This window comes from Actinokineospora inagensis DSM 44258 (genome assembly GCF_000482865.1).
GTDB lineage: Bacteria > Actinomycetota > Actinomycetes > Mycobacteriales > Pseudonocardiaceae > Actinokineospora > Actinokineospora inagensis.
Map to the genome: position 1 here is coordinate 1 of NZ_AXWW01000014.1, position 23,587 is coordinate 23,587.

The following is a 23,587-nucleotide window of genomic DNA, read 5'->3' on the forward strand; positions in this document are numbered from 1 at the left end:
CCCGCCGCAGGACCTCGTTCTCCTGCTCCAGCAGCGTGATCCGCTTGCGGGCCTCACGCAGCTCGGCCGAGTCGCTGCGACTCACACCTGGTTTGACGCCCTCGTCGGTGTCGGCCTGGCGCAGCCACTTGAACAAGGTCATCGGGTGGACCCCGAAGTCCTTCGCGATCTGCTCGACGGTCACACCGGGCTCACGGTCACGGGCGACCCGCACTACATCGTCGCGGAACTCCTGGGGGTAGGGCTTGGGCACAACGACATCCTCCCAGCTCACCATCACGGCAAGCCAACTCAGATGTCACCTACTCGTGCAGCAGACCCGCCCGCTCGACCAGACCCTGCGCGACCACACTCTCGCCTTGGTCCATCGTCCCGCCATCGCGGCCATTGCACATGGCCCTACCCTGCTGAGCGCATGGGCCATGCGCGCGCAAGAGCTGACTGCCTACGCCGCTACGCTCGACCAACAGCGCCAACCGACCGTATTACGGGCCCTGCTGCACGACCACCACGTTCGTGCCGTTGGCGTCGACCCCACCTTCGAGAAGGAAACGTTCCGCCTCGCACGTGCCGTTGCCCGTCGACACCTCGCCCTGGCAGACACCCGGTGACTGTGACCGCAGACACGGCGCTGAACCAGTCCCTCGCGCGGGGTGCCGCGGCCGAAGCTCTAGTACACATCGAACGAGCACGAAGCGGCACCGGGACCTGGGATACCGTCCGCACCTGCCTTCGGCACGTCACCACCGGCCCGATCGATGCCTCCGACCAAGCGGGCCTCTACTACGGCGCCCCAGCCATCGCGTTCCTTCTACACAGGGCAGCTACCCACCACCCAGGCTTTCGTGCAGCCGCCGAGAAGCTGAACGACCCCGTCATCAAGCTCACCCAACGGCGCTTGGCCGCCGCGCACGCCCGCATCGACCGGGGCGACCCCGCCACGTTCACCGAGTACGACCTCTTCTACGGCCTCACTGGCATCGGCGCCTTGCTACTGCACTACTCGATCGACGAACGACTACTCGCGGACGTCCTTCACTACGTAGTGCGCTTGACCCAACCAAGACACCAAGGCGGCGGCGAAGTCCCCGGTTGGTGGGTGAACCACGATCCTGACCAGATCATCCCCACCCCCGGTGGCCACGCCAACTTCGGCATGGCACACGGTGCTGCCGGTCTACTCGCGTTCCTGGCACTCGCCACCATCCACGGCCATGAAGTCCATGGCCAACACGAGGCGATCCATGGCCTGTTGAACTGGTTCGACGGCTGGCGACAAGACGACGCTCGGTGGCCACAGTGGATTACCCGCGGCGAACTCCGCTCGGGACGCCCTAATCATGCCGAGCCTGCGCGACCGTCCTGGTGCTACGGGAACGTAGGAATCGCCCGCGCCCTGCAACTCGCAGCCATCGCCATTGCCGAGCAGCACCGCCAGCAGGCAGCCGAGAGCACCCTGCTCGACAGCCTCACCGACGCCAACCTGGCCCGCCTCACCGACCCGGGCCTCTGCCATGGCATCGCCGGGGTCTACCAAACCGCCCTCCGGGCTGCCCAAGACGCACGCACCCCGCTTCTCGCTGAACAGCTCGCCCGCGTACGCACCCTGCTGGCCGAACACCCTGGCACCGCGCTCGGCGGCCTGCTCACAGGAAGCCCTGGCGTCACCCTCGCCCAACTCACCACCCAGCACCCCACGCCCGGATGGGACACATGCCTCCTGATCACCTGACCAGCAGCATCCTCGCCGTCCTCGCAGGCGCCGACCTCACCACGACGGCCCACAACAACGACCTCACCGCCACCGACCTCGACGACGCCATCCGCACCTACCACGCCGCCGGCCTGGCAGCCCTCGACCAGCAAGCCGAAGCCACCTGGTACGACCTCCGCATCGAGTTCACCGACTGGGCCAACGCCGAGCCCATCGCCGTCACCCACCTCCGTCCCATCCTTGACGACCTACAGCACAGCGGAGCCATCACCATCTGGTGGTTCCTCCGCAAACACCCCTGCTGGCGCCTCCGCCTCCACCACGCCAACAAACCCGCCGTCGACCACGCCCTCAACACCCTCGTTGCCAACGGTGTCATCCAACGCTGGTGGCCCACCATCTACGAACCCGAAACCGCAGCCTTCGGCGGCCCCACCAACATGGACCTAGTCCACGACCTCTTCCACGCCGACAGCCGCGGCGTCCTCGACTACCTCACCCACGACACCCCAGGCATCGGCCGCCGAGAACTCTCCTTACTTCTGCTCTCGACCCTGCTGAACGCTGCCCACCTCGACACCTTCGAGCGCGGCGACGTCTTTTCCCGCGTCGTCCAACTCCGCCCGGCCGCCGCCGAGCCTGCAAAGATCGCCCAACTCGCAGAGAACCTGCACCCACTACTCGCCATCGCCAACCCCCTCGACAGCGACCTCGTCCAGCCCAGGACGTTCATGGTCCAGGCGACACCCTGGTTCACCCGCTTCCAAAACACGGGGCAACAGCTCCACGGCGCGGCTACGCAAGGAACCCTTCCTCGTGGCCTTCGCGCGGTACTTGCACACATCGTGATCTTTCACTGGAACCGACTCGGTCTGTCCGCCGCCACTCAGGGCATCCTCGCAAACGCGGCCTCGGTGGCCACGTTCGTTCGATGACGCGCAGGCAGGGGCAGGTGGTCCACCAAGATCAGGTGGTCGAGGGCTCACGAGACGTCGAACATCCGTTCTTGCCGCTGATCGTGCCGTCGCGAGCCGTACCGCGCGGTTTGTGCTGGACGCCCGATCGGCCTGCGCTATCCTGGCCAACTCTCCTTGTCACTCTCCCGCCGGTTGGTCGCGGGCGGTCGCTCGGGTCGGCGACCGCCCGCAGCACCGCTTAGCGGAACCTCCTCATCTGGCGGCGCACCGGCACAACGCGCTTCACCCGCAAGGCCGACGACGGCTGCGGCTGCGGCTGCGGCTGGACAGGAGCCGTCGTCGGACGGCGGGTTCCCCGACCTCGGCGCGGAACGCCCCGCGGGGGCCAGGACGGCCTGCGCATGCGCGCGGGAGTGGGCGGGGAATTGTGGAACACGTGCATTATCTCTCCACTACTTCGTATCAGGTAGCACCCTAGCGAGGTCCATCGTCGGAACTCGCATTGAAGGGGCGCAAGCAGTCTGACAGACCCGTCGAGGCGGGTCTCAGCCCATCCGTGGGTTTGCTGTGGGTTGAGCGTGGGTCGACTGCCCACGCACGGTTGGGCAACCATGAGATGATCCTGACGTCGAGCGATACGCTCGCAGCGATTCAACAGTTGAAATGCAAGAGGAATCCATGGACATACGCCTCTTGGGCGCTCTCACCGTTCGGGTGAACGGCCGTGACGTCCCCACCAGGTCGCCCCTGGCCTGGGCGCTGCTCGCGGTCGTCATCCTCGCGCCGAATCAACGAATCTCCCATCTAGAGATTGAGAAACGGCTCTGGCCGGGCCAACGCGTCAACCGGAACCGGGTGCGGGATGTGAGTCGAGTGCTCCGGGAGATGCTGCCGGGGCTCGCTTTGAGCAACCAGCGTCTTTACTGCGAGATCCAGCTGGAACGACACCAAGTCGACTACTTCCGGTTCGTGGACGGCGTAGTGGAAGCGAAGCGATGGACCGGTAGGGATCGGATGGACAAGCTGCGGCAAGCTCTCCAGGAATGGGAGGGCGACCCTCTTCTGGATTCTGACCTGGAGAAGTTCGACCTGTGCTGGGAACAAGAGCTACTGGACCGTCACCGCCGGGATGCCACGGTCGACTACCTGACCGCGATACTGGATTGCGGCGAGCAGGTGGAGTTTCGGGTACCCGCGCGCAGCGCCGTGAAGCGGTGGCCGCACGACTCCAGGTTGGTCTCGCTCATGGCGGAGGTGTTGGCCGACACCGACTCGGAGAACCGTGCCTGGTCGTTCGTGGCTGGCCACATCGCCGAGCACGGCGACCCGGACGGGGACTTGACGGAGGTCCAAGCCAGATTCAGGTCCACCAACGCGGGACCGCAGACGACTTCCACCGTGCACCGGCAGCTCCCTGCCCCCGGTAGTGCCCTGGTCGGGCGCGCCGCTGAACGGCGCACGCTGACCCGGCTGCTCACCGATCCCCAGCGCGCCGCAGCGCAGGTCGTGGTGGTAACCGGCATGCCCGGTGTCGGCAAGACGCGTTTGGCTTGCGCTTGTGCAGCCGAGCTCGAGGAGAGGTTCCCAGGCGGGACGCTCTACGCCGACCTCAACGGGTACGGGCCGCTGCCGCCCGAGGAGCCTGCGCAGATCCTGGGCAGGATGTTGTTGGACCTAGGCGTCACGCCTCCGACCAAGACGCTCGACGGGATGATCACGGCCTTCCGCTCGGCCACCACCGGTCGGTCGGTCCTGGTCGTTCTGGACAACGCGCGCAATTCGGCCCAGGTGCGCCCACTGCTGCCGGGAGCGGGTTCGGCCGCGGTCGTCACCAGTCGGATCCGATTGGACAGCCTGATCGCCAGGGAAGGCGCCCATCCGTTCATACTCGAACCCCTTGGCGATACCGACGCGGTCGCCCTGCTGGCCCGAGCCCTGGGCGAGTCCAGGATGCGCCAAGCGAGGCACCTCGTCGAAGAGATCGCAGACCTCGTCGGGGGGCTGCCACTCGCGCTGGCCGTGGTCGCTGCACGAGTGGCGACCCGCCCGGCAGAGGCCATCCGAGCGATCCGGAACGAGCTCCGAGCAACCAAGAACCGCCTGGATGCGTTGGCCTGCAAGCATGACACGGACCTGAACGTCCGGCTCGCGCTGTCGTACTCGCACAGCGGCCTCACCAGCGCGGCAGCGGATCTGCTTGGCTTGCTCGCCTTGCACCCCGGTCCGACCATCAGCTTGTCCGCGCTGACGGTGCTGGCCGGGCGGAACTGCGAGGACGAGGTCGATGAACTGGTCACGGCACATCTGCTCAACGAGCCGGTGTTCGAGCGTTTCACCATGCACGACCTCGTCCGAGTCTACGCTGGTGAGCTCGTCGCGGAGTTCCCCACCGACACGGCCTCCGAGGCGACCGGACGAGTGTACGAGTTCCTCCTCCAGAACACCTGGGCATGCGACCAGGCACTTGTTCCCGGACGCGAGTTGCCCATCTCGACCACCCCCGGGATGCGGGTTGTGCTCCCGCAGACGCCGGAGGACGCGATGGCCTGGCTGGATGTGGAGTACCCGACGATCACTGCGGTGCTCCGCATGGCCGCCGAACAGGGGGCCGATCGGTACACCTGGTTGTTGGCGATGGCGTTGTCGACATACCAGTGGCGTCGGAGCCGGTTCGCCGATGCCGACCGCTATCTGGTCCCGGCGACCGAGGCCGCCGAGCGGGTTGCGGACCTGCCCGACCAAGCCATGGTTTATCGGATGCTCGCGGGCTCTCGGTGGAGCCTGAAGCAGTACCCCAAGGCCAAGGGGGCCCAGTTACGCGCGGTGTCGTTGAGCAGCCAGGCTGGAGACCGCCGAGGAGTCGCATACGGACACATCGGGATGGCAGCCCTGCACCTCGACGAGGATGAGCACTACGCCGCCGACATCGAATATGGCAAGGCCCGCCTGTTGTTCCGGGAACTGAGTGACCCGTTGGGTGAAGCGGACGCGCTGAGAGGGCTCGGCCAAGTGGCTTTGGCGCTCCACGACTTCGATCGGGCGTTCCGATATTGCTCGGAGGCACACGGCTTGTATGAGCAGACCAATGACGTGAACGGGCAAGCCGGGTCTCTGGCAACCCTCGGCAGGGTTCACGACCTGCGAGGTGAGCTGTCCCGAGCGGCAGCCACCTATGACATTGCAGTGTCCCTCTACCGGAACATGACCCGCGACAGCCACGAAGCGCGCACGCTTGTGCTGCTTGCCGACGTGCTGCGCCGGGACGGCCGGGCGGCAGAGAGTCGGACGGCGTTGGCCAGGGCCCGGGCTCTATACAAGAACCTTGAGGACAGGTCTGGGCTCGCACGGGTCAAGAAGATGGTGGAGGGCGCTGGGGACTATGCCTCCCCCGCGTAGGTCGACAGCCAATACCAGCGCACCGGGTCGGGCTTGCGGCCGAGCTGAGGGAGGTCGACCGGACCGGGCAACACCGATCGCAGCGCATCCGCGACTTCCCGGGTGCTCTGCGGCCGGTCGTTCGGGTTCCAAGCAATCATCCGCAGTCCCACCTCTCGAACCACGGGGTTCAACGCGTCGAGAGCACGGCCCAGGTCGTCCGGAAACGGCGGCGCCACCTCTGGCCTCCATCCGGTCTTGTTGACGTAGGGGAACCGCATGATTGACATCCTGAAGAGCAGGCACCCCAGTGAGAAGATGTCCGAGCGTGGTGTTGCCGGATCCCCGGCGACGATCTCGGGCGCGATGTACCCCGGAGTTCCCGCCGGGTCGACATCGGCGTCGCCCTCCACCGCGCTGCCTAGATCGATCAACCAAACGCGGCCGCCATCGTCGATCAGCGCATTTTCGAGCTTGATGTCTCGGTGTACCCAGCCATGGGAGTGCAACCCACCGATGATGTCGCACAGCTGCGTAACCACCGCTGCCGTTCGATCGGACGAGACCGCTCCCTCGCGATCGGCAAAATCGACGAGGTCGCGGCCGCCGACGTTGTCCATGACGTAGTACTCCCGGCCTTGATGAGTACCACTTCCCAAAGCCCGAACGAGTCCGGTGACTTCGCGCAAGCACTGGCTCGCCACCACCTCCTCTCCAAGAGAATCCCCCCACTCCCTGTAAGAGCGGGTGGACTCCAAGACTCTGGCAGGCTGAATCTTGAGGGCCAATTCCTGTTCGACGCCCTCGTCATAAACCGCATACACCTCGCCCGAGTTTCCCGAGCCGAGCAGGTCCCGCACAACATAGCGATCATCGATGATTTCACCGGGGTAGAACATTATCCACCTCGCCAAGCCGCGGCCGGACCCTCTCAGGGTGCGGCCGATCCTCCTACGGAAGAAGCCAATGATGACACAATGGGGACCCCCGCCCGGGGTATCCGGCGACTCAAGCTTGATAAAGGTGTCGGTCGGCATGCTCGGCCCAGCGAAGTACCGGTGCCCGGCTCGGGACGCGTTGAGCGCTCGACCTCGGTACCGACCCACCACTCCCGTCCCGCGCAAGCCGGAAGTCCTGGAACCGTTTACCAACGGTCCGTTCATGAAGGTCATGGATCTCATCGAGCACCGGGGTTCCACTGCGGAGGACGCCATGCGGGAGATCACCGGTCCGGTTGAGGACACCGGGGTCCACGACTCGGTCCAGCAGTGGACCGCACATGCGGTGGCCAGCTACCGGAAGGCATTCCCTCCTGGAACCGACGAAGATCTGGTTCCGCACCGCGGGCAGTGGGTCTATGAGAGCGTGCTGCCCCAACCCGACCAGCGCGGGTCCAAGCACTACCGCATCACGGTCTGGGGGCGGCGCTACAGCACAGCCGATGGCAAGGTGCGCGAAGTGCGGCTGTTGGTGAACCGGTTGGACAGCCGGGCGAGGACCGACGCGGAGATCGCGGTCGCCGCCCTCGTGCTGGCCGCAGGCGGTCCGACGCTCCCCCCTGAGCGCGTCCGGATCCGGCAGTTCGGGATTCTTGAGGGGAAGTCCGCCGCGCTGTTCGACGGTTCACGGCAAGCTGCCCTCGACCTGTACGCCGTGGCGGGCAAGCGGGCGCTGGCCCAGATCGTCGATGCTGGCGACCCGGTGCACTACCGGCCGGGCGCGGTCTGCGCCGACTGCCCCTTCTCCGCGATCTGTCCCGCGCTCCCGCGCACACCGGGCCTGCTGGGCTCCCGAGACCGACGGCGCCCGCGGCGCAGCTGGTCGGCGACATCGGCGCGCAACTACGCCAAGTGCCCGGCGCTGGACTACGCGCGGAGGCAGCGCCTGCCCGTCGACCAGTCCGTTGAACGCAGCCAAGCGGCCGAGCGCGGTCGGGCGATTCACCGGTACCTGGAGTGCCGACATGCCGAACCAGGCGCTCCTTGCGGACCGAGAGTCCCCGCCAACTGGGTGCCCACGGGCTTCGACCTGCTTCCGGAGGACCGCGATCTCGGCGTTGCCCTCCTCCAGCACCACGCCGCAGTCTGCCCGTTGCGCTACGCCCGGACGGCCGCAGCCATTCGGGTGGAGCCAGACCTGGTCTACCAGGACCCAGACGCCGACACCGTGGTGCTGGCTAAACCCGACCTGATCTACCACGACGGAGAGAGCTGGGTGTGGCGAGAGGTGAAGACGTCGGTTGCCGGAGCGCGCGGCGCCCGGCCCTGGTTCCAGCAGTACCCCCAGCTGGCGCTCGCTACCGTGCTGGCGTCGCGGGGCGAACTCGGGCCCGGCTCCGGCCGGGTGGAACTGGAGGTCCTGCGGCCCACGGGGGCAGATCTGTTCACATTCGACCCGCAGACGGTCGAGGTGCGTCGGATGGCGGAGGAAGCCATCCATGAGTCCTTCCAGCGTTGGCACCTTGACGACTGGTTCTCCCCGAGCCCTGGCCCGCAGTGCACCGACTGCGAGGTGGCCCGGTGGTGCTCGGCCAGTCGGATCGAGGACGCGCGCCATGGCAGCGCTCAGGACTGAGGTGGGCGGGTTGATTGACATCATCGCCCGCGGAGTTCTCGCACTGTCCCTCCGCAACGGCTCATCATCCACCATCCCGCCCTACCCGGACGAGACCCAGTACGCCTTGGACATGGTCGTCCTCGCGTGCCTGCACGAGGGGGGCACCACGCCGCCAGCAGGCGTACCGGAGCTGATCCGGTGGTGCACGGATCTGACGTCACGCGCATGGTCGTTCCTAGCCATGGCCGAGCCCTCACTGGCTGTTCCCCGGTTGGTGCACCCCGAGCACCGAACGCAAACGCGGACGTGCGCTGAGCTGGCCGGGCTCGCTCAAGTCGCCGACGACCTGCTGAAGGGGATATCAGTTGACGTCTCACCCAAGGAGGCAAACGAACGGAGGCGTTTCGTCGAGTCGCAGGTCCTGATCGGGCCGGAGACGCACAGGGCTCTCCTGATGAGAGCTCCCAGGTTGGTGCTCGTTCTCAAGTCGGTGAGGGACCTGTACCTCTCGGTCCCCGAGGAATGGGTCGTACGCGGCATGACCGCGTTGTGCCCGTCGTGCGGCTTGTTGGCGTTGCCGGGGTTCCCGGACGACCGGCGCATGGCATGGTGCGAGAGCGAGGTTTGCCCACCGGGCCTCCGAATCGACCGCAGCTACCCATCGGCCACCAGCCTGGTGCTCCACCCGGCCCTGCGGCTGTTCCACTCGCTGCCTGCCAGGTCGGAGGAGCGACTGTCCCGTGAACCGGTGTTGACAAAGCTTGGAATGCGACCGGTGGAGCACACGGGAAGCCGCTATCGGGTGGACATGCCCGGCGGGGAAGAGCGGATCTTCCGCGTCTACGACCGGGTGGAACCCACCCTGCTCGCCCGTGACGCTGTCGCCGACCAAGTCGAGGTGGCCGTTGTGCCTTCAGGTTCCCGAGCGGTGCAGCCGGGCTTCCGGGAAGCGTTCGCAGACGCCCTTCCGGACGGCACGCAAGTGGACCTCGTCACCGATGACGTCTTGACGACTTACTTGACCAACGACCAGAAGGATCGATGATGCGTGGTTCAGAACTGGTTCTGGGCCCCGTCCTGCAGGAAATCCGCAAGGCCGAGGAGTTGCGTCACGATCAAGCCACGCTGTTGTGCGAGGTCGAACTCGGTCTCTACCTGCACGACCAGGTGAACCCGACCGAGGGAGCGGGAAGCGCGTGGACCCTATTCAGCGGGTTCCCGTATGCGCGTGCACGTGGTTTGGTGAGTGACACGGTGATCATCGGTGCCCTGCGATCGGCCAGGTTCTCGCTGTGGACGCTGCGCAGGAAGACCGCCTGGCACGACGCGCTGGACGCGTACCAGAAGCTCGACCGCGCCGTGCGGGGATACGACGTGCCCAGCCTGTCGCTTCCCCCGACCCGGCTACCGACTGAGGGCATCGCCGACGACCGGTGGGACTACTACGACCAACTCCTGCGCTCAGCCCCCCCTTTCATCGGCGGAGCGGCCTCCTTCGCTAAGCGAGGACCACACCGGTTCCAGGTAGGCCGGGGGACAGCACGGGTCGACCTACCCGACACCTCATCCCTACCGGTTCCAGTCGGCCACAACGTTAATCTCGCACCGACGAACGGCGGGAAGCCGATATGGATCGATTGGGCGGCACTGTTGCGCACAGCCGCAGAAATGGATCGTATTGAATTCCACGACTGGGAAAGTCGCATGCGCTCCATCAGGCTCCGAACGCGTGGTACGCGCACCTTCAACCGATCGAACGGGTTCGCCATTACGCGGATCCAGCACTTGCTGGGAATCGTAGGTGCGGGGAAGAGCACATTGCGGGACGTGCTGACCGTGCACTTGGCCAACCAGGGACTCCGTGTCACCGTGGTAGTCGGCGACGTCGCCGAGACATTGGCGCTGGTTAGGCTTTACAATGAGTACACAGCGGGCAAGGCGGCCCCGATTCTCGGGGCCTCTGGCAAGCAGCGGCACGCCCAGCGGATGCACCGGCGGCTTGCCGGACGCGGCAATCGCAACCTGCTCGCCCACGACGACCCTGGGTTCACCTACCTGAGCACGTCGTGCGCGATCAACGCTCTCTCCGACGATCTCGACGAAGTGCTGGCTTTTAATCAGGCGCCGTGCACCCGCCTTCAACGCCGGGTCACCCGGATGAGACCGCAGACCAAGCGGGAGTGGTCGACCGTCCCGCTGGCCTGCCCGTACTGGGCGGGGTGCCCACGCCACAGGGGAGCGCACGAGCTTGTCGGGGCAGGGATCTGGGTGGCGACACCCGCCAGCCTCGTGGACTCGGCGGCGCCATGGCCGCAGAACGCCGAACGGGTCCGCTACCTCGAATTGGCCTGTAGGCGCAGCGACCTGGTCATCGTGGACGAGGCGGATCGGGTGCAGATGCACCTGGACCGGATGTTCGCACCAGCAGTCCCACTCATTGGCGCGTCCGGCAACCGGTCGCTGCTGGACGAGTTGAACACCCACAAGATCCGCGAGCTATCGGAGGGCGCCAGGACCCAGTTGTCCGATCGGGACGTCGAGGACTGGACAGCCGCCGTCAACACGATCACCACCGCCACCGACCGCCTCTACGCGATGTTGGTCGCCCGACGTGAGCTCCGCGATTGGGTGCGCATCGGTTACTTCAGCGCTTGGACCCTCCAGCTGCGGCTCATCGAGGAGCGGTACCCGGACGCGGACCCGTCCGGGCGAGTACCTCGCGAAGAGCTCACCACTCTGCTGGACGAGTTCCGCGACAACCCGTTCGGGGATAGGACGCGACCAGCGGTCCCTGCGCTGACCGCAGTGGTGAACGAACTGCTGACCACTAACTATCAAGCGGAAACGCGCCGGAAACTACGCAACTCGATGGTGAGCATCTTCCACCTGGAACCAGTGCTTGCAGACAAGAGCAAGACTTACGAGGAGGATCAGGAAGAATCATTCACCAAGAAGGGACATAAACCCGTCCCGCACCCCGATGTATGGCTGGACGAGAAGTGTCGCCAGTTTGAATTCACCCTCCTGCTGTCCGCACTGGAACCCAAACTGGCCCTGATGAACGCGATGTGGCCCCGCGTGGAATCTGTGCTCAAGCTCGCGTTCAACGACATGTACCAACGACCGCCGGACTACGGCCCGATGGTTCCCGAGGCGCCCATGGGAAACGTCTTGGGCTTCCAGTTCATCCTCGACGGCAAGCCCAGGAAGGGGGTGCAAAGCGGTGAACTGCGGTACTTCAGGTGCAGCGGCATCGGCCGGGAGCTGCTCCGCGGTATGCCCGCGATCCCTGAAGTCGACGGCCACCCGAACACGAATGTGCTGCTGATGTCAGGAAGCAGTTGGGCGGGCAGTTCGAGCCGCTACCACATACCCGTTCCCGTCGGTGTCATTTTGCTGCCCGATCCTGCGCATATCAAGACGATCGCAACCGAGACCGAGATGCGGTTCGAGTTCCTCAGGACCGCGAGCAACCGCGACCCGCTGCAGCTGTCGGGCGCCGCGCTCGACGAACGACCGGAGATCCTTCGCCGGATGGCGGTCCTACTGGGGGAGAAGGACCACGACGGCAGCATCTTGGAGCGCGAGCTGCGCACTCTGCCCGACAGCAGGCGGCGCATCCTCTTGCTGGTGGGCAGCTACGAGGAAGCCGCCCTGGTCGCTGACACCCTGCACACGCTGCGGGACCGCTGGAAGGGCCGCGTCCTGCGGCTGGTGTCCGACGACGACGAGGTGGACGACGCGAGCACGTCGGACGCGGAGCGGAATGCGCCGGTGCTGCGCCGCGGTGACGTCGACAACCTCGCCCGGACCAGTGCCGACGTCCTGGTCGCACCGCTGCTCGCGGTCGAGCGCGGTCACAACATCCTGAACGACAGCAAGGTCGCCGCGATCGGGACGGTGTACTTCCTAGCCAGGCCGAACCCACGGCCGGACGATCTGGGACTCGCCGTGCACACGCTCAACGATTGGATCGTGCGGTACATCGATAGCGGCGGGTTCGACGCCCGGATGCGCTCTGCAGCGGGGATCGACGAAGGTGCCACCGCGATCCGTGAGGAAGCGAGGACCCGGTGGTTCCGGGCCCTGGCCAGATCACTGGGATGGACTGCCCTCGGCGCCGACCGGGACACTGTAACTTGGGACCTGCTGGTCCTGATGTGGCAGGTGATCGGCAGGCTGGTGCGCGGCGGGGTGCATGCGCGCGTGGTGTTCGTCGACTCAGCGTTCGCACCGAAGCGCGCCGAGGGCAAGCCTTCCGAGGAGACGCACGAGACAAGCCTGCTGCACAACATCCGAGCCGTTCTGCGCCCCTACTTCACCCCGCGATCCGGCGCGCCCATCCACGACCGCTACATCGTTGACGCGCTCTACCGACCGCTCTGGGCTGCGCTGGGCCGCTGCCTGAAGGACGAGGGACCGAAATGTACTCCTTGATCAGACCATGCGCTTATGAACCCGATCCCGACACCGGCCCCTGGGTCGAGGATCTTCAGTTGATGACCTTCGCGGAGCAGTGGCGCGCTGAACTCACCGGCCTCTACGCACTCGGTTGGCGCAGTCGCGAACCCTTCGTCGGCCTACCGGTGCGGAAGCTGAACAGCCTACTGCGGGCGGTGGCACCAGGTGTCCTGGCGACGGGGCGCGGAACAGCTGCGGACAGTTCCGCACCGTGGATCTACGCGCAGAAGCGGATTCCTGCGGATGTCATCCTGCCCGCGTTCCTGACTTGGGTGTCCACGCTGCGACCCGAGAGCGGCCACCGGGAGACCGTCGCCCGCGTACTCGATTCCATCGGGCGGACCCAAGCCGAGTGGACGACGTGCGCGGTCGAGCTGTCCGGTGCGGAGATGTCCCCGGGCGGAACTGGTGAACCCCACAGGAGACTCTATGCTCTTCTGCCCGAGCTCCTAGCCCTGCGCCTGGCAGCGCGCCCGTTTCGCGCAGCGGGGGCGGTGACCGACACCCTGTTCCGCGTCGTCAGCCGGGACCAGGGCGCCGAACTGGTGGCATGGCCACCGCAGGCCTACCGTGAAGGCGGCGTGGACCACTTCTACTCTGCGTTGCTCACGATCACCCTGCAGAGCGTGCCCTTCACCCCCGGGTTCCGGGTCCACGTCTCCAGCGGCATCCGGCGCTGGTCGACCAGGACACCGATCTGGCTTCCGGAACAGCGCGGCGCCACAGTCCTGTTCGACACCCCCCTGCCTTGGGAGGACCAGGCTGGCGTCCAACCCGCCCGCCTGGTCGGGAACACCATGGAGTTCGACCCTCGGATCGGGCGAGTCGCATGGCGGGGGCACAGCTCGGTGGAGATCCTCGCCGATCTCGACATCATCCGGAGGTATCCCAAGCCCGAGGACGTCATCGCCGCACCCCGCGACTGGCTGGACGGACAGGGCGACATCGCCGCAGGCGTCGTACACGGCACGGCAATGGGTACCCACAAGGTCGGAGCGGGCCTGATGCCCGGGGAACGGGCACTGCTCGACGACTGGGTCGCGGAGGGGTTGCGCCCCTACTTCCGCAGGGTGTCTGACATGACCCGGGCGTTCCGGGTTAACAAGCCCGTACTGCTGCCCAAGGTACCGAAGAAGGACGTGGAGCGCCGAACCGCAGTGGAACTGCGGGCGGTCTCCGCCCGCAGGGCGGCCCTGCGGGCGGCCCTCGCGGGAGAACCGCTGCACATCGATGTGGTCACCGCCTACCCGGAAACCAAGGAACACCTAATGCGGCAACTGGGGGTCCTGCTCGGCGTAGCCCCCGCTGGGATCGATGGCGCCCCGTCACAGCACTGGTCAGTGGACGGCTTGGAGATCCACGTCCACCTGTCCGAAATCGAGTCGCTCGGCAACGCGTTGACAAGCTCTTCGGGATCCGGGGCAGGCACCGCTGCGGATGCCGTGCGCGCCCGTCGGGCGGTAGTGGCGTCCCGGTTCCCATCGCGAACCGGGCAACCAGGCCTGGCCCTGGTCGAACTCCCCGGTGCCGACCGCTTCAAGGTGGCGGGCACCGACCCGAAGTTCGCCTTGCGCCTGGGGTTTGCCGACACCGGCAGGCTCTCCCAGTTCATCGAGACCGCGGGCAGCGGGACTGCCGACCTCGTCATGAGGGCGTCAGCCGCCTGGCTGGACGGTTTCCGCCAACTCGGGGCGTGCGGCATACCCGCCCACCAGGTCGGTGTCGACGTCCCCGCCGACCTGCAGTACGTGGCGCTTTGGGTGATTCGCAAGCAGGCCACCACTGCAGCCAAGCGGCCGAGCCGTCACCTCGTGGCGGTGCGAATCCGACCCTTGGACGATGCTCACCCCGTTCAAGGATGGGATGACGACCGCAAGGAATGGGTTCCCTACGCCGAGCTGCTGATCTCACTTGCATCGAACATCGTTCGAGAGGGCGACACGCTATCGGGTGGGGCCAAACGGCAGCGCATGGTGGCCTCGGACGAACGAGCCGACGTCGAGCGCCGCATCCGGACGGTCCTGTTCCAGATTCGGGATCGACCGACCCTGCTTCTGGTGAACGCGGGCAACACACGCGACTCCTGGCGGTGGCTCAGCAACGGCAACCTGGTCAAAGACAAGCTCGGCTTCACCGACGAGCCCAGCCAGTGGGTCACTGCGTTCGGTTCTCAGCTCAGAGTCGTCCTCCTGCGCGACCGGAATAACCGCGAGGAAGTGCCGCAGTGGTACGCCCCCGGGGGGGACAACGACACACCTGGCTTCGGCATCGGGTTGTGGATCCCCGAGGGCGCCGACCACGACAACCGCGTATTCGCCAGCACCGCCGACCTGCCGAAGAACTTCCCCAAGATCCGCCGCGGCCTGCGCAAGATCGGCAGGGAAGAAGGCCGGACCTCGGCTCCCACCGTGGCCGCCTGGAACCCGCAGTACCTCGAGCTGGTTGTTCTGGGCTGCCGGTCCCAGCAAGCCCTGGCCGAATCCGGGTCGACGCCCGCAGAGCCAGACAGGCCGACCAGTTGGGCCGCGCTGACCCATCAGCTCCGCTTCCACGACGACTACGTCCCGTTGGTCCGGCCGCTGCCGATGCACATGGCGAAACTCGCCGAAGAGTACCTCGACCCGACCCCTCCAGAAGCTTGTCCGAATTGAGCTCCGAAGGCACTTCCCACTCCGCTGGAACGACCTGGTGTCGGCCAGTTCGCGCATCGACAGCTCGTGCACCTCGACCACGGCCGCGATGGCCATCCTGCTGGATCGGTCCCTCCCTACTTCCGTCGGCCAGATTACCGACCAGCACCTTCGCCATCGATGTCGCTGGGGTCGGGCTACCCGTTGACCTTCAACCGCAGTCCGCGCCGCTCAACAGCACCAATACCGGTAGGACGGCCCGACGCGTCGTCATGCCGCTGATCGCGCGGACGAGGCCGTCGGTCAAGCGGCGGGTGGAACGTTCGTGGGAGCACTACCGGGAGCAGATGGGGAGCAAACATGCACGCCGAACGGTCCTGAACTGCACATAACAGCTCTCATCAGACCTGCGGTGACCTGCGGAAGTCGTATTTGCGCAGGTCACCGCATTATGCCGTCCTTGGTTCACACCGAAGGGGTCACTGGTTCGATCCCAGTATCGCCCACTGGTTATATTTGCAGGTCAGCGCCCTGCCAACGGATCACGTTGGTGGGGCGTTGATCGTTTCGGGGAGCACGTGGGGAGCAACGTGATCTGACCCCAATCGCCATACCGAAGAGGTCAGGCCGCTTTCGTTGGTACAGCGTCGTTTTCGGGCCATTCCCAGGTCGCATCCTGCTCCCAGCGGTGATCCAAAGTGATCAACATGCGTTCGACCATGGCGTCTGTGACGTGGGAGTAGCCGTCGTCGGTGTCGCGACGGCGGCCGTGGATGAGCTGGCCAGGCGGGGGCACGGGTGTTGATCAGCCCCGACGGGATCGCACTCATCATGACAGCGGCCATCGACTCGACCCCCTTGGTCACTCATTGTGATCTTCGGTGACTCGGATCGCAAGTCGACACTTTAGTCTTGGTGTCGGTGTCAGGTGAGATGATGCGACGTTCCCGCAGGACGGGCCTAACGACCTCGTGCATGGTTGGGTCGGGCGGCTGAGATGATCTTGGTGTGGGGCGTATGGCTGTGCTGTCGAACCGACGGGTGACCGGTCTGTCTGCTGGGGTTATCGCCGCTTTGGTGGCGGAGGTCGGCCCGGTGTGTGGCAGGCGCGTCAGGATGCGCTGCGAGCGGCCCGGCCTCGACGGCGCGCGCCCGGGTGCGGGCGCGAGGTACCGGTTGGTGTTCATCACCGGCTACTGGCGACGCTGGTGCATCTCCGTCTCGGTGTCACCCATGACGTACTGGGCGCCTGGTTCGGGGGTGGACCGCTCGACCATCACGCGGGGGATCAACGAGATCCGACCACTGCCGGCCGAACGGGGGGTGCCGGGGTCGATGACGGCAGACGGCCGCGGACGCTGGCCGAGGTCGTAGACCATCTCAGCGCCGGCGGCAGGAACGCGATTCTCGACGCCACTGAGGTCCGTGTCCGCCGAACCTCGGCCGACGCTGCCGACCGGGACCGGTATGTCTCGGGCAAAAGCAGGCAGAACGCGATCAAGACCATGGTCGTCATCGACCCGCAGGGCAGGGTGTTGTTCTGCGGCGCCACCGTGCCCGGCTTCGTCGCCGACATCACACAGGCCCGCGACAGCGGTCTGGCCGGTCTGCTCGCGGCCGCGGACGGCGTCGAGATCCTTGCCGATGCCGGCTATCAGGGCCTGGCAGCCGAGACCGGTGGCGCGGTGGTGACGCCGCCGCACCGCAAGTTCCGCAAGAACCCGCCAGCCCGCTACGAGCAACACCACGTCGCACCAGGCAAAGCCCACTCGACCCGAAGGATCCGCATCGAACACGGCATCGCCCACCTGAAGAACTGGCGATCCCTGGCCCGTCACCTCGTCCGGCGGGCGACCTTCGACCACACCGTCCAAGCAGTGGCCGGACTGCTTTCCGACCACCAACACCGAGACCGCACCGAGCCAACAACACAGTGACCCCGCCCGCCCTACCACACCACCGACTGCCCGACCCAACCATGCACGAGGTCGTTAGCCGCGGTCGTTGCGTTGGCGACACCCGCAGCATGGGAAACCGAACACAGGCGTGCTCGTGCGCACAGGGCGCCGAGTAGGACCGAGCAGGCACCCAGTTCCACCTTGCGCAATTCTTGACGCTATATTGGGCCAATTTTTGCGAGTTGCAAGATAGATATCCGGATGCTCTCAGTGGCGTACAAATCGTGCGCTTATCTGGATTGGTGGCAGTTTACAACTAAGAAGTTAGAGCCGCTTGACCCCAAGGGGCAATACCACTAACTTAAGCGTAAGATCGTTGAGTGGCCAGGGTTGGGCAAGTGGGTGCGTCGGTCGGCGATGTGTTGGCCGTGCGGTTGACGGATCGTATTTCGTCGGGTGTGTTGGCCGAGGTTTTTCCTCGTGATGTCATTGAGGATGTCTTGGCTGAGACAGGGCGGCGTGAGCGGCGGACGCGTTTGCTTCCGGCGCATGTGATGGTGCGGTTTTGTCAGGCGATGTGCTTGTTTTTCGACGATGATTATGAAGAGGTATTGCGTAAGCTTGTCGGGTCGTTGAAGTCGATGGGTTCATGGCGGGATGACTGGAGGATTCCGTCAACGTCGGCGATCACACAGGCCCGGCAGCGGTTGGGGGCCGAGCCGCTGCGCGTGCTGTTCGAAAGGACGGCGGTCCCGGTCGCCTGTCGCGGCACCAAAGGCGCGTGGCTCGGAGGTCGGCGGTTGATGGCTGTCGATGGATTTCTGCTGGATGTCCCGGATACCGAGAGGAACGCCTCGGAGTTCGACAGCAAGGGCAACAAGGCGAAAACCGGCGCTTTTCCCCAGGTGCTGACGGTGGCATTGGGCGAGTGTGGTTCCCATGCGATCGTCGGGGCCGCCGTGGGTGCGTGCAATGGGGATGAGCCAGCTTTGGCCGAACAGATCATTCCCCGCTTGGAGTCGGACATGCTGGTCATGGCCGATCGCAACTTCTACAGCTTCGCCCTCTGGGGCAATACCACTAACTTAAGCCATTTTCCCTGGTCAGGGCCTATCTTGATGTCAGCTTGGCCACGTGCCAAAGGTCTGAGCGTCTGTCCACTAGGGACTGTTACCCCCTTGCTTGAAGGGAACCCTTGGTGCGCACGGTGGTGCAAAGATCCCGAAGGGGTTGCCGACTGCCACCCCAAACCGCCCCTGACCTGCAGAAACGCACCTTAAGTTAGTGGTATTGCCCTCTGGGGACAGTTCCGTAGCACCGGCGCCGACCTGCTGTGGAGGGTCAACGCGAACGTTGAACTGCCTGTGTTGAGATGGCTGCCGGACGGTTCCTACCTGTCCATGGCGTTCAATCCGAAGATCCGCGGCCGACGACGGGCGGATCTGATCGAACTCTCCGCGAGTAACGGCAATATCGGACCCCACGAAGGGCACCTGATCAGAGTCGTCGAATACGACATCCCGGACCGGCCGGGTAACGGACCGGGAGAGGTCGTCTGTGTGATGACGTCCATTCTTGACCCGATCGAGGCGACCGCGGAGGAACTGGCCGCCGCGTACCACGAACGATGGGAGCGCGAAGGAATCATCGACGAGATGAAGACCCATCAGCGAGGACCGGCGCGAGTGCTGCGATCGAAGTCACCCGACATGGTGCGCCAAGAGATCTGGGCCTTCTTGCTCGCCCACTACGGAATCCGGAGCCTGATGTGCCGAGCCGCCGACGAGATCGGCGAAGATCCCGATCGACTGTCCTTCATGCGATCCTTGCGTGTCATCCGCCGTCATGTCACCGCACAGCGGACTTTTCCCCCTGAACACCGCACCAAAGCCTGGACCGAAACTCTTCACGAAATCATCGAACGGCGCACCAGAGGTCGTCGTCACCGAACAAATCCACGCGTCGTCAAACGGGCACGCCACAATTCCTACGCCGTCAAGAGAACTCACCATCACGGGGAACGCCACCACGGCCCCGCCACAACACGGCTCTACAGCACATACTTAACTTAGTGGTATTGCCCCAAGGGGTCGATGCGCCGGGTGTGGGATGATCTTCGTGGTCGAGTGATCGGAGATCGTGTCTGTGGCGTGTCGTGTGGTGTTGGGGTTTGACGAGCGGGAGACGATCTCGCGGGAGTTGCGGGCCGGGCGGTCTTTCCGGTTCATCGGGAGAGTGTTGGGTCGGCATCATTCCGTGGTCGCTCACGAGGTGGCCCGTAATGGTGGTCGTGTCGTTTATCGGGCGTGGGTGGCGCGTAAGCGCGCGAGGGCGATGCGGGCCAGGCCGAAACCGCGGAAGCTGGAACAAGCCGGTCGTCTGCGGGGCTATGTGGTGGCCGGGTTGAACGAGCGTTGGTCTCCGCAGCAGATCGCGACCAGGATACGGATGGAACACCCGACCGACCCGGAGATGCGTGTGTCCCACAAGACGATCTACCAGACCCTGTTCGTCCAGGGCAAAGGCGAGTTGCGCGCGGTGATGTACAGGGCGTTGCGCTCGGGGCGGGCGAAACGCGTGTCCCCGTCGGCGAAGCGGCCCCGGCACGACCTGATCGTGGGCATGGTCAACATCAGCGAACGCCCGAAAGAGGCCGACGACCGGGCCGTGCCCGGCTTCTGGGAGGGCGACCTCATCCTCGGCACCATCTGCACTTCCCAGATCCTGACCCTGGTGGAACGCCAAACGCGGTTCGTGATGCTCATCCAGGTCCCCCACGACCGCTCCGCCGACCGCGTCGCCCTGCTGCTGGCGAACAAGATGAAAACCTTACCGGAGTTCCTGCGGAAATCATTGACCTGGGACCAGGGCAGCGAAATGGCCGACCACGCGGTGTTCACCATGGCCACGGGCATACCCGTGTACTTCTGCGACCCGCACAGCCCCTGGCAACGCGGAACCAACGAGAACACCAACCGGCTGCTGCGCCAGTATTTCCCCAAAGGAACCGGTCTCTCGGTCCACTCCCAGGCCTACCTCGACGAGGTGGCCCGCGAACTCAACGGACGCCCCCGCCAGACCCTCGACTGGTACAAACCCATCGAAAAGATCAACGAACTCCTGGTCAAACACGGTGGCGCGATCACCAGTTGAGATCAAGCCGCGCCAAATAGACATTTCGATCGCAATCAATGCTCGGGCGCGGCGCTGCTTGCCGGGAAGAGTGGAGCGGAATGGTTGAGCAAGGCCGCCAGTCGCGATCACTGGGTAGAACACTATGGAGTGTCACGACTTGAGATACTGCAAGTAACAGTAGTCACCCCCTTCAGAGCGGATCAACTCGGATCACCTGGTGACGGCGCAGGCGACGCTGTCCGCCTCGCCGCGACGGGCGGTCAGCGCGTCACCGCAGGCGCGGAGATCCTGGTTGGGGAGATGCACGTCGAGCTGAGCCTAGGCTGATGCGGCAGGCCCGCCGCTCTCTCAGCGCACTGAATAAGCGCGCGCACAGTAGGGATCGGACGCGACCTCCCGAGACGCGAGCGATCCGGTCCCGGCAAGCTCGCGAATCCGCGCGGCAAGGAAACCACCCGCAGTCACCACGAGCCCACCCTCGGCGGCGATGGGAACATCGTAGCCGCAGACCTCGCTCGTGCCGGGGTCGCGAAAATAGACCCGGACGACCTCGGGGCTCTGCGCCAGGAATCCGACCGGATAGGCGGCTTGCGCCCCGATCTGGGGCGGCTGGTCGTCGAACCGGGTAAACGTTCCGCCGATGGCCCCATAGATCGCCTCGCCCAGCCCGGCCGCAGGATCCTCGCCGCTGCCAGAGAACATCCGGGCGTCGACCACTCGAACCCCGCGGTCATCGATGCTCCAGTTGACGTCCGCACCGCTGGCGACCGCCCCCAGGACGAGCCTGATCGTGGAGACGTGACGGAAGTGGTTGACCTGCTGTCCACCGCCGTCCAGCAATGAGCAGTCGACCCCGATCGCCGTCGTCAAGTCGTCGCCGTCGAAGACGAAGACGCGCGCAATTGTCGGTTGGGGACGCACCACTCCGCATACCGTATATGCGGAACCAGCGAGCGGCGTGGAGACGAACTCGGTCAACCGCTTGACAAACGTCCAATAGAGAGTATCCGCCAGAGGCGAAGGGACCGGCCCGGTCCCTTCGCCTCGGTGTGGATCATTGGCCGACATGTAAACGAGTATATCATTTAACCGTTCGCGTTGACGGCGTCAGGACAGCGGCTCACACCCACGCAGTACGCTGTGATCGTGCCGATGTAGCGGCCGTCGAACGTGACGTGCGAACCGTTGTCCGTGCTGTACGCTAATTGCGCGACGGTGTGGATCTGGGCAATCGTGACGGTTCCCGAGACAAGGTAGCCGTTGTACTCCGCGTGTGCGCCTTGGTCGACAGCGGGCCTGCTGCGGTACGCGGCCGTGAGGGCCCTAAACGAGTACAGGTTGTGGGGAGTGGCATAGTGCTCGTAGCCCCAGTCGGTGGTGCCGTGCCTGGTGGGGATCTGGATGCCGCGGGAGTCGGTGTCGATCTGATCGATGTCGTACCAGTGCTGCGGCGGGTCGAGCGGCGCGCTCTCCATGCGGGCACCTGCGGGCGCAGTGGAGAAGTGCGGGTTGGCCGCCTCTTGCGCCCCCACTAGAGCGACGTACTCCTGCTCGGAAACCCACCGCATCGTCGGCGCTTGCGGCGAGCCTGCAGACGCGTCAGAACCTGCCGCAGGCGCGGCGGCGGACGCGTCGGCACCCGCCGCGGGCGCGGCGGCAACCAGCGCCACGACGGCGATCAGGGTGGAAAAACGAAGTGCTTTCACAAACCCTCCTCGGATGTGCACAGGAGATCCAGGCCCGCGAGATCACTCGGCGCGCCTGAACGCAGATCCCGGCCGCACGCGAACGAAGCCTCCCAGTTGATTCCCCAGTGCGCGACGGCTGAGATCGACGCTAGCAGCCGCCTGTCACTCGAACCAGCAGTTTGGCCCACTCGGACCCGAGTCATGCGACCGGAAGAAAATTTCAACCTCAACCTAGGTGTACGGCCGCCGCGCGGCCCTGGCGTCTAATGGTCCGGCAAGCCATCAGTACGTGGAATGAGGTCGAGCCGACGCACCGAAACACGAACTCGGCTCCGACGACAGCAGCGCGTGCATCCGTCACGCCAGCGACCAAGGTGCGGTACACGCAGCGCAACAGAATGCCAACTGGAGCAGATGTGGAGCAAGTCCCGCGACGAAGACCACCCAAGGGCCCAGATCGCACTCAGCTGCGATCAACCGCACCACCTGATCAGATATTTTCATATCCGCAGGTCAGCGGCATGATTGGTCCGTGCTGGCAGTATCAGGGTTTTTTGTGGGCTGCTGTACAACAGCGGAGTGCAGCAATGAGCCTGGCCGTCGGTAGATCCGATGAACCGTGGCTGGCTGGTCAGAGCCTCGACTGACCTCCAGCGACCCGCCTACCCGGAATTCACCCCGAAGGGGTCACTGGTTCGATCCCAGTATCGCCCACTAGTTATATTTGCAGGTCAGCGCCCTGCCAACGGATCACGTTGGTGGGACATTGATCGTTTCGGGGAACATCTGGGGAGCACCGCGATCTGACCCCAGTCGCCATGTCGACGGGGTCGGCCGCTTTCGTTGGTACAGCGTCGTTTTCGGGCCATGGCCAGGTCGCATCCCGCTCTCGGCGGTGTTGCAGGCTGATCAACATGCGTTTGACCGTGGATCCGTGACGTGGCTGTGGGTCGTCGATCTCACTTCGTCGTGGTCAATCCGGAACAGGCGCACCTTGGCCGGCGGATGACGCTTCGGGCAGGCGGGACGGCCGGTGGCCCGTCCAGACGACCACCGGCCGTCCCGCGATCCGCGCTGCCGGAACGTGGGCAGTCGCGGGCTCGGAAGCTCTGGTTGAGTTGGTATCAGCGGGCGCCGTTGCGACCGACGCGGTCTCCTGTTCCGCCTCCGCCGTTGCCGCCGCCATCGCAGTTGTTGGTCGAACCGGACTTCA

At 65.3% G+C, this 23,587-nt stretch carries 14 protein-coding genes and 2 pseudogenes; 12 read left to right on the forward strand and 4 right to left on the reverse strand.

Annotation, left to right across the window (positions count from 1 at the left end):
- Positions 1-253, reverse strand: a 253-nt coding sequence (locus tag H504_RS42305; RefSeq protein WP_026421858.1) for a transposase, incomplete at its 3' end; no start/stop codon positions are given.
- A gap of 55 nt (positions 254-308) precedes the next feature.
- On the opposite strand from H504_RS42305, the gene H504_RS40810 reads away from it, so the two are divergent.
- From H504_RS40810 to H504_RS33270, 4 genes are all read left to right on the forward strand, one after another.
- Positions 309-611: a hypothetical protein gene (locus tag H504_RS40810; RefSeq protein WP_157440205.1), complete on the forward strand. Its 303-nt coding sequence runs from the start codon at positions 309-311 to the stop codon at positions 609-611.
- A 2-nt stretch (positions 612-613) separates the two neighbouring features.
- Positions 614-1,732, forward strand: coding sequence for a lanthionine synthetase C family protein (locus tag H504_RS39425; RefSeq protein WP_211239258.1), 1,119 nt, complete (start codon positions 614-616; stop codon positions 1,730-1,732).
- Positions 1,714-2,649, forward strand: a complete 936-nt coding sequence (locus H504_RS0104820; RefSeq protein WP_026421860.1) for a thiopeptide-type bacteriocin biosynthesis protein — start codon at positions 1,714-1,716, stop codon at positions 2,647-2,649. Before H504_RS39425 ends, H504_RS0104820 begins: the two co-directional genes overlap by 19 nt.
- A 696-nt stretch (positions 2,650-3,345) precedes the next feature.
- A complete protein-coding gene (locus tag H504_RS33270; protein ID WP_157440206.1) occupies positions 3,346-6,027 on the forward strand; it encodes an AfsR/SARP family transcriptional regulator in 2,682 nt (893 codons plus the stop codon).
- Here H504_RS33270 and H504_RS0104830 read toward each other — a convergent pair.
- Positions 6,009-6,905: a serine/threonine-protein kinase gene (locus tag H504_RS0104830; protein ID WP_026421861.1), complete on the reverse strand. Its 897-nt coding sequence runs from the start codon at positions 6,903-6,905 to the stop codon at positions 6,009-6,011. The two genes, H504_RS33270 and H504_RS0104830, sit on opposite strands and share 19 nt — an antisense overlap.
- 262 nt (positions 6,906-7,167) lie before the next feature.
- On the opposite strand from H504_RS0104830, the gene H504_RS33275 reads away from it, so the two are divergent.
- The 8 genes and pseudogenes from H504_RS33275 to H504_RS0104860 all read left to right on the forward strand — a co-directional run bounded on the left by H504_RS33275 (position 7,168) and on the right by H504_RS0104860 (position 20,704).
- Positions 7,168-8,580, forward strand: a complete 1,413-nt coding sequence (locus H504_RS33275) for a PD-(D/E)XK nuclease family protein (protein ID WP_051385485.1) — start codon at positions 7,168-7,170, stop codon at positions 8,578-8,580.
- A complete protein-coding gene (locus tag H504_RS0104840; protein ID WP_026421862.1) occupies positions 8,561-9,607 on the forward strand; it encodes a pPIWI_RE_Y domain-containing protein in 1,047 nt (348 codons plus the stop codon). Before H504_RS33275 ends, H504_RS0104840 begins: the two co-directional genes overlap by 20 nt.
- Positions 9,607-12,999 (forward strand): pPIWI_RE_Z domain-containing protein, encoded by a 3,393-nt coding sequence (locus tag H504_RS33280; RefSeq protein WP_051385486.1) that lies wholly within the window; start codon positions 9,607-9,609, stop codon positions 12,997-12,999. Before H504_RS0104840 ends, H504_RS33280 begins: the two co-directional genes overlap by 1 nt.
- Positions 12,987-15,674: a pPIWI_RE module domain-containing protein gene (locus tag H504_RS0104850; protein ID WP_026421863.1), complete on the forward strand. Its 2,688-nt coding sequence runs from the start codon at positions 12,987-12,989 to the stop codon at positions 15,672-15,674. The genes H504_RS33280 and H504_RS0104850 overlap by 13 nt, the downstream gene beginning before the upstream one ends.
- A 1,076-nt stretch (positions 15,675-16,750) precedes the next feature.
- On the forward strand, positions 16,751-17,590 hold the full coding sequence (locus H504_RS33285; RefSeq protein WP_211239259.1) for a transposase family protein: 840 nt from the start codon (positions 16,751-16,753) through the stop codon (positions 17,588-17,590).
- A 359-nt stretch (positions 17,591-17,949) separates the two neighbouring features.
- Positions 17,950-18,606 (forward strand): annotated as a pseudogene (locus tag H504_RS39430) (transposase domain-containing protein); the annotation flags it as partial.
- A 231-nt stretch (positions 18,607-18,837) separates the two neighbouring features.
- Positions 18,838-19,425 (forward strand): annotated as a pseudogene (locus H504_RS40815) (transposase); the annotation flags it as partial.
- 286 nt (positions 19,426-19,711) lie between these two features.
- Complete coding sequence (locus H504_RS0104860) at positions 19,712-20,704, forward strand: IS30 family transposase (protein ID WP_245614080.1); 993 nt, start codon at positions 19,712-19,714, stop codon at positions 20,702-20,704.
- Between the two features lie 330 nt (positions 20,705-21,034).
- Here H504_RS0104860 and H504_RS0104865 read toward each other — a convergent pair whose 3' ends face one another.
- Together H504_RS0104865 and H504_RS40825 are read right to left on the reverse strand one after the other, a co-directional pair.
- Positions 21,035-21,664, reverse strand: coding sequence for a hypothetical protein (locus H504_RS0104865; RefSeq protein ID WP_157440208.1), 630 nt, complete (start codon positions 21,662-21,664; stop codon positions 21,035-21,037).
- Between the two features lie 107 nt (positions 21,665-21,771).
- Positions 21,772-22,392, reverse strand: coding sequence for a hypothetical protein (locus tag H504_RS40825; RefSeq protein ID WP_157440209.1), 621 nt, complete (start codon positions 22,390-22,392; stop codon positions 21,772-21,774).
- Positions 22,393-23,587: the final 1,195 nt, after the last annotated feature.